We start from the raw sequence: 6,246 nt of genomic DNA, 5'->3' as shown, positions 1-6,246 counted from the left end.
GTGCGAAATTGCAGCTTGCCGATAAAGCAGTCGTCACCTGTCACCTTGTCGCACTCAGTGATTTCCGGCGTCTCCCTGATCAGCCGTTCCACGATATGCAGCATGCCGGGCAGGGGACGGACCCGCACAATTGCGCTCAGGCTGTAGCCAAGCGCCACCGGATCGATGTCGACGGTAAACGAGCGGATTACCTTCTTTTCTTCCAGCCGCCGCAGCCGCTCGGAGACGCTGGGTGAGGAGAGGCCCACCTTCAGACTGAGTTCTTTCAGCGATATGCGTGCATCATCGATCAGGATCTCGAGGATCGTACGGTCAAGTTCGTCGAGCATGATTTCCTCGTAAGGTCATTCGCATCAATTGCCTGCAATAAAAAGGTGAACTGCCAATTTCGCCTTTCGCAACATATATCAAATGCAGCGTTCGCCGCATAGTCTTTAGCAAGTTGTTGAAGGGAGCGCCGACATGGAAAAGGATGTGTTCAGAGGCAGTGTCGAAATGACCGCCGCCATGATCATTTCAGGAACAATTGGCTGGTTCGTGCTGATGTCCGGCCAGCCGGTATTGTCGGTCGTCTTCTGGCGCTGCGCCATTGGTGCAGTCACGCTGCTCGCCGTGTGTGCGGCGTTGGGATTGCTGCGGCCGGATGTTATTTCGCGCAAAGCGTTCGGGCTTGCCGTCATTGGCGGCATCGCAATCGTGCTCAACTGGGTTCTGCTGTTTGCTGCCTACTCACGCGCATCCATCGCAATTGCAACGACCGTCTATAACGTCCAGCCGTTCATGTTGGTCGGTCTGGGTGCCTTGATCTTCAAGGAAAAGCTCACGATAACCAAGCTGTTCTGGTTGGGCTTTGCCTTTGCCGGCATGCTGCTCATCGTTAAAGCCAAGCCCGGCGGTGCCTACAGCGGTTCGGATTATATGACCGGTATCGCCTTGTCGTTGGGTGCTGCCTTCCTCTACGCAATTGCATCTATCGTTGCCAAGCGCCTGAAGGGTATGCCGCCGCATCTGATCGCGCTTATCCAGGTCTGTGTCGGCATCGTCATGCTGGCGCCGCTTGCGGACTTTACGACTTTGCCGCAAAGCACGGGACAGTGGGCAAGTATCGTGACGATCGGTGTGGTTCACACCGGCCTGATGTATATCCTGCTCTATAGCGCGATACAGAAGCTGCCGACCCATATTACCGGCTCGCTTTCCTTTATCTATCCAATCGCAGCGATTCTTGTTGACTACATCGCGTTCGGACATGCGTTGCAGCCAAGCCAGCTGGTTGGGTCCGCCGCAATCCTGATCGCCGCTGCCGGCACCAGCCTCGGCTGGACATTGCGCAGATCAACTCCTGAGGCAGTCAAGGTGTAATGGACGGGTGCATGAACGGGGCATAGCCTGCGCTCAGCGCCCGGACGGTCGACGGCGGCGTGAGGAGCGTGACGTTCACTGTTGGGTATTTTGATGAAGCATAGCCCTCCCATGACCAGAGATACATCTTCCCGCTCTTGATCAGATAGGCGTTGTCGCCCTCGGCAACCATGGTACCATCCGGTAAATCAGTGACCGAACCTTCAATGAAATGACGCCGTTTGCCGCCTTTGGCATCGAGCCTTTCGCCGTGCAGGACCAGATCGATTGTGGGGGCGGGCAGGGGAACGGTGCCGTTGCCCTCAGCCCATGCCGCCTGAAATGCCCTTGCCCGTTGCCGCTGGCAATAGAAACAAGGCCGGTGGCCGGCCGCCAGCGCCGTCGCCTCGTCGAAAAAGAAAAGCTCGGTCCAGCTGCGGCGAGCCATCACCTCTCGTCGCACACCTTTGAATTGACAAACACAAATGATCCAGGCCCGCGTCGTCCAGCGCCTTTTCAGCAAACTGCGGGTTGCCGGATCATGGATGATGCCGCGATTGCCCATCAAAAAACCGCGCTGCGGAACTGCGACAATATCGCCAAAGGGTGTGACACGATTTTGCAGGGGCATTTTGACGGCTTCCGACTCTCGATGCCCCATGCTATCCGGGAATCCTAGTCATTGCGATCAGTCAGGCAGGCTTCATGCGCGTTCTCGTCGTTCAGAATTACCAGGATACCGGACTGGGACAGGTCGGCCGGGCATTGGATGAAGCGGGCGCTATCATCGATCTGCGTCAGGCCTTTCTTGGTGAAGATCTGCCCACCGATGAATCGGACCATGATGCGCTGGTCGTTCTTGGCGGTGATCAGAACGCTCTGGCTGACGACACACACCCTTATCTTCCTCAACTGTCCCGGCTCATCAAGCGCTTCGGCGACGCGGACAAGGCTGTGCTAGGCATTTGCCTTGGAAGTCAGTTGATAGCGCGGGGCTATGGCGCAGAAAATATTATCGGCCGCGCGGCCGAATTCGGTTGGCATGAAGTAACGCGGGCAGCGACGTCTCTGTCCGATCCTGTACTCTCTGCCGTCCCGCAGCATTTCCCGATCTTTCATTGGCACAGCGACACATTTACGCTGCCAAAAGAGGCCATCCATCTCGCCTCAAGCGCCATGACGCCAAACCAGGCGTTTCGCATCGGCCGTGCCGTCTATGGCATGCAATTTCATTTCGAAGCCGATACAAGACTTGTCGAAGAGTGGACGCACGTCTTCCGCGACCAGATCACAAACAATCATGCGCAATGGCTGGACAACTACGAAGCTCATGCCGAGCGCGATGGGCCTGCTGCAGATGTCGCCGGTCTGGCGCTGGCACGCGCCTGGGTCGCCCTGATTTAATTGGCTGCGCAATCGAGTTGCAACTCTGCAACAGCCTAATTCTGAATCGGATTCCCGACAGGGATTCATGGGGAGCGTGTCTTTGATTCACTAGTTGGTAAGTATTGTGTCCTGTAGTGGCCTCACTGGTTAACTGGCACGAAGCCAGACCAATATGAACAATGGAAACGCCCAAATGACCACCAAGAGTGCCGCACTTTTGACCGCTGTAATGCTCTCAGCCATTCTTTTCATGGGCGCAGGGCTGTTTTCGGTCGATGCCGGTGGGCATGCGGTTTCCAGCGATGGCTACGGCGTCAGCACGTCACGCTGAGGCGTTCTTTCACACCACCGCCTCGACAAAGAACTTGCGGTCCGAGTCGATCGCTATCGCGCTCAGTCGGCCGCTGGCATAGGCGCCGGTATCGAGATTGATCCGGTTCGGCCGTTTCTCGATATCGCTGACTGGCGTATGGCCGTGGACGATAATTTTAGGATAAAGGCGCGCGTCGTCCAGGAATTCCCATCTTATCCAGATCAGATCGTCAGGATCTTGCCGGTCTAGGTCGACGCCGGGCCGGATTCCTGCATGGCAAAAGAAGAAATCACCAAAGACCATTGATCGCCGCAAGCCACGCAGAAATTCAACATGAGATTGTGGAATGGATAAAGCCAGCGCTTTTCGCCCGGCTGCAACGGAGTCCGGATCGTTGAAATTTATGCTGATGCCATAGGAGAGCGCTGTCTGCCGTCCGCCGTTGCGCGCAAAAAGTCCGTAGGCATCGCCTGTGGCAAGAAATTCGAGCAGTCCGATTTCGTGATTTCCTGCAATCGCGAGCATCCGGTGTGTCTTTTTCTGTAAATTCACCAGCAGATCGAGCACGCCATTTGAATCCGGGCCCCGGTCGACATAATCGCCAAGGTGAACAACGACCCAGTCGTAGGGTGGTGATTTCTCGTTCTCAACTAGAATGCGCCGGTGCATTGCCTGCAGTAGATCCAACCGGCCATGTACATCGCCGATCGCATAAACGCGCAACTTGTCCGGACCGCGTGCATGTTTGAAGTCGACCGTCTTCATTTCGTGTCCGACTCCCGCTGATTGCGTCGCAGACGAGATACATCTTGCCAAGCACTGCTACGCGTCGCGTCTGTTTGCGCCCGTTGGATAAAATCGATGTGCTGGTGTACGGCCGCACGCGCTCCCGTCGAATTCGACGCCATGATCGCCTCGAATATCGCACGATGCTGTTCAAGGAGTTTCGCGCGTGCGCCGGGGAAACCGTAAATCACGGTCCGGTTATAAAACACGTCATCGGCCAGTAGCCGGTAGCAAGAACGCAGCGTGTGTAGCAGGATGATATTGTGCGCGCATTCCCCGATCGCATTGTGCAATTCAACATCGAGTTCAGCTTCTTTCTTGAAGTCGTTGGTTTCAAAGGCCTCTTGCATGGCTTCCATGATGCGCCGAAGCAAAAGCCGGTCATCTTCGGTGGCTCGTTGAGCCGCATAATCAGCGGCAATGCTTTCGATCTCCCGGCGATACTCGAGATAGTCCGCGGCTGCTTTGCGATGGCTGGAGATGAGATCCATCATCGGCTTTGAAAACACCTCGCCAATGACATCGGCGACAAAGGTTCCCCCGCCGTGACGCGTGGTAAGCAGGCCCTTGCCTTCCAGTGACTTCAACGCACTGCGCAAAATCGGCCGCGAAACATCAAATTGCACTGAAAGGTCGCGCTCACCCGGCAGCCGGTCGCCAACGCGCAACACACCTTCAAGGATGAGCGTCTCGATCTGGCTGACAATGTCGTCAGCGGTGCGCGAGGACTGGATGCGGGCGAAAATCGGGCTGGTCATGGTTGAATCGGTCCGCAGGAAACACTTAACTATCACAGCGTACCGGTAAACAGCGAAACTGGTCAATTAAATGATCCAGTTGCAAAAGGTACTGATGGTCCTATTTGCCGCAGCCTTCGGTGGCAGAAACTATTGAAAGCGCAGCCCGATCCGGTCACGATCCTGTGACAGCCGATCACGGAAGACAAGACCGGTCAGGGGACGATGGGGAAAAGATTGAAATCAGTATCAGCGCTTGCGAGCGCTGCGCCGAGCCAAGGCGGCGTCATGGGATTTCCCGCGCATGCCGAGCGCGCCATTGCACTTGGTGAAGTCCACGCGCGGCCTTACCCGCTCGTGGACACGCCGCGCTTGTTGATTCAGCTTGCCTTCATGACCGAAGGCGGCTCCAGCGTCGACCACGCCGTTCTGGGCGAATTGAGCCGCAGCATTGGAATCGCGCCGCCCGCCCGCGATGCACGCCACCATATCATGCCGTGGGGCAATGGCACCCTGCGCTGGGAACGGCATACGGAATTCTCGACCTATCTTTGGGAAGGTCCCATGCCGCGCAGCGGTAGCGTCGCCCAACACCCTTTCGGTCATGGGTTCAACCCGCCGGGTACGGTCATCGACGGCGTGCGACTGGAGATCATCAAGAAGGACGGCAATGCTCTGGCGTTGATTTCCGAATTTGACCCGGCGAGCCTGTGCTACAGCGATGTCGAGAACGGTTTGGCCTCGATCGTCACCGACTTTCGCCAGGACCGCGATGGCATGACGCGCATTCTTATCCTCGATAATGGCCTGTCGCCCGCCCGCGCCGGAGCGCTGTCACAACGCGTCATTGAGATCGAAACCTATCGCACGCTTGCCATGCTGGGCCTGCCACTGGCGCATTCGCTGTCGCCGCGCATTCGCCGCATCGAAGACCGGCTTGCCGGCCTAACCAATGAAATGCGCGATTCCACATCCGATAGTCACAAATTGCTCGATGAGCTGACGTCGCTTGCCGCTGAACTGGAAGCCGATGCGGCGTCGAGCCTATATCGCTTCGGCGCAAGCCGCGCTTACAACGGCATCGTGCTTGAGCGTTTGGCCGCGCTGCAGGAAGAGCCGGTCACAGGCTATGAGACCTGGGGCGCATTTATCCAGCGGCGTATGGCACCGGCCATGCGCACTTGTCACTCTGTCAGCGGGCGCCAGGAAAGCCTTTCCGAAAAGCTCTCTCGAGCAGCAACCTTGCTGCGCACCTCGGTTGACGTGGAGCTTGAGCGCCAAAACCGCGACCTGCTCAGTTCGATGGACAAGCGTGCGCAGTTGCAATTGCGCCTGCAACGTACCGTCGAGGGCCTCTCTGTTGCTGCGATTTCCTATTATGTCGTCGGCCTGTTCTATTATCTGGCGAAAGGCGCGGAAACCTATATCCCCGAATTGCACGCATCCGTGCTCACGGCGATCTTCGTGCCGATTGCCATACTGGCCATGTGGTATGTGGTGAAAGCCATCCGCAAATCCCACGCGGAGGATTGATCAGTTCCGATCCCAGGGCGGTATTGGCCCATAAAGCGCTGCCAGGTAGTCGATGAACAGCCGCACTTTGGCGGGAAGGAATTGCCGCGAGGGATAAACGGCATAGATCGCGACATTGCGTGACGCCGCGTAATCTTCGAGGACGCGCAC

8 protein-coding genes and 1 pseudogene are annotated in these 6,246 nt (G+C 56.9%); 4 read left to right on the top strand and 5 right to left on the bottom strand.

The annotated features are described in order from the left end of the window. Positions 1-329: Lrp/AsnC family transcriptional regulator (locus tag AAAC48_RS12380; protein WP_340654459.1), on the bottom strand; the 329-nt coding region annotated here is incomplete at its 3' end. Between the two features lie 133 nt (positions 330-462). Between AAAC48_RS12380 and AAAC48_RS12375 the strand changes: the two genes are divergently transcribed. Next, positions 463-1,362 carry a DMT family transporter gene (locus tag AAAC48_RS12375; protein WP_340654458.1) on the top strand — a complete coding sequence of 300 codons (900 nt, stop codon included), beginning with the start codon at positions 463-465 and terminating at the stop codon, positions 1,360-1,362. Here the strand turns inward: AAAC48_RS12375 and AAAC48_RS12370 are convergent. Then, positions 1,352-1,972 carry a hypothetical protein gene (locus tag AAAC48_RS12370; protein WP_340654457.1) on the bottom strand — a complete coding sequence of 207 codons (621 nt, stop codon included), beginning with the start codon at positions 1,970-1,972 and terminating at the stop codon, positions 1,352-1,354. The genes AAAC48_RS12375 and AAAC48_RS12370 overlap by 11 nt on opposite strands. A gap of 74 nt (positions 1,973-2,046) precedes the next feature. On the opposite strand from AAAC48_RS12370, the gene AAAC48_RS12365 reads away from it, so the two are divergent. Then, positions 2,047-2,745 (top strand): type 1 glutamine amidotransferase, encoded by a 699-nt coding sequence (locus AAAC48_RS12365; RefSeq protein ID WP_340654456.1) that lies wholly within the window; start codon positions 2,047-2,049, stop codon positions 2,743-2,745. A 175-nt stretch (positions 2,746-2,920) separates the two neighbouring features. After that, complete coding sequence (locus AAAC48_RS12360; RefSeq protein ID WP_340654455.1) at positions 2,921-3,058, top strand: hypothetical protein; 138 nt, start codon at positions 2,921-2,923, stop codon at positions 3,056-3,058. A 9-nt stretch (positions 3,059-3,067) separates the two neighbouring features. Here AAAC48_RS12360 and AAAC48_RS12355 read toward each other — a convergent pair whose 3' ends face one another. Beyond that, positions 3,068-3,805: a metallophosphoesterase family protein gene (locus tag AAAC48_RS12355; RefSeq protein ID WP_340654454.1), complete on the bottom strand. Its 738-nt coding sequence runs from the start codon at positions 3,803-3,805 to the stop codon at positions 3,068-3,070. Further along, complete coding sequence (locus tag AAAC48_RS12350) at positions 3,802-4,584, bottom strand: FCD domain-containing protein (RefSeq protein ID WP_340654453.1); 783 nt, start codon at positions 4,582-4,584, stop codon at positions 3,802-3,804. Before AAAC48_RS12350 ends, AAAC48_RS12355 begins: the two co-directional genes overlap by 4 nt. 267 nt (positions 4,585-4,851) lie before the next feature. Here AAAC48_RS12350 and AAAC48_RS12345 point away from each other — a divergent pair, with 267 nt between their 5' ends. Then, positions 4,852-6,096: a DUF3422 family protein gene (locus AAAC48_RS12345; protein WP_340654460.1), complete on the top strand. Its 1,245-nt coding sequence runs from the start codon at positions 4,852-4,854 to the stop codon at positions 6,094-6,096. On the opposite strand, the pseudogene AAAC48_RS12340 reads toward AAAC48_RS12345, so the two are convergent. Further along, positions 6,097-6,246, bottom strand: a pseudogene (locus AAAC48_RS12340) (LysR family transcriptional regulator); the annotation flags it as partial.

The organism is Phyllobacterium sp., assembly GCF_037994405.1.
In the GTDB taxonomy this organism is placed as follows: Bacteria; Pseudomonadota; Alphaproteobacteria; order Rhizobiales; family Rhizobiaceae; genus Phyllobacterium.
Note: the sequence above shows the minus strand (reverse complement) of the source record. Positions and strands in the feature narration are given on the sequence as shown.

What these genes read in the sequence shown, in the direction of transcription:
- AAAC48_RS12375 (WP_340654458.1), top strand. Translation starts at nt 463, where the DNA reads ATGGAAAAGGATGTGTTCAGAGGCAGTGTCGAAATGACCGCCGCCATG.
- AAAC48_RS12370 (WP_340654457.1), bottom strand. Translation starts at nt 1,972, where the DNA reads ATGCCCCTGCAAAATCGTGTCACACCCTTTGGCGATATTGTCGCAGTT.
- AAAC48_RS12365 (WP_340654456.1), top strand. Translation starts at nt 2,047, where the DNA reads ATGCGCGTTCTCGTCGTTCAGAATTACCAGGATACCGGACTGGGACAG.
- AAAC48_RS12360 (WP_340654455.1), top strand. Translation starts at nt 2,921, where the DNA reads ATGACCACCAAGAGTGCCGCACTTTTGACCGCTGTAATGCTCTCAGCC.
- AAAC48_RS12355 (WP_340654454.1), bottom strand. Translation starts at nt 3,805, where the DNA reads ATGAAGACGGTCGACTTCAAACATGCACGCGGTCCGGACAAGTTGCGC.
- AAAC48_RS12350 (WP_340654453.1), bottom strand. Translation starts at nt 4,584, where the DNA reads ATGACCAGCCCGATTTTCGCCCGCATCCAGTCCTCGCGCACCGCTGAC.
- AAAC48_RS12345 (WP_340654460.1), top strand. Translation starts at nt 4,852, where the DNA reads ATGGGATTTCCCGCGCATGCCGAGCGCGCCATTGCACTTGGTGAAGTC.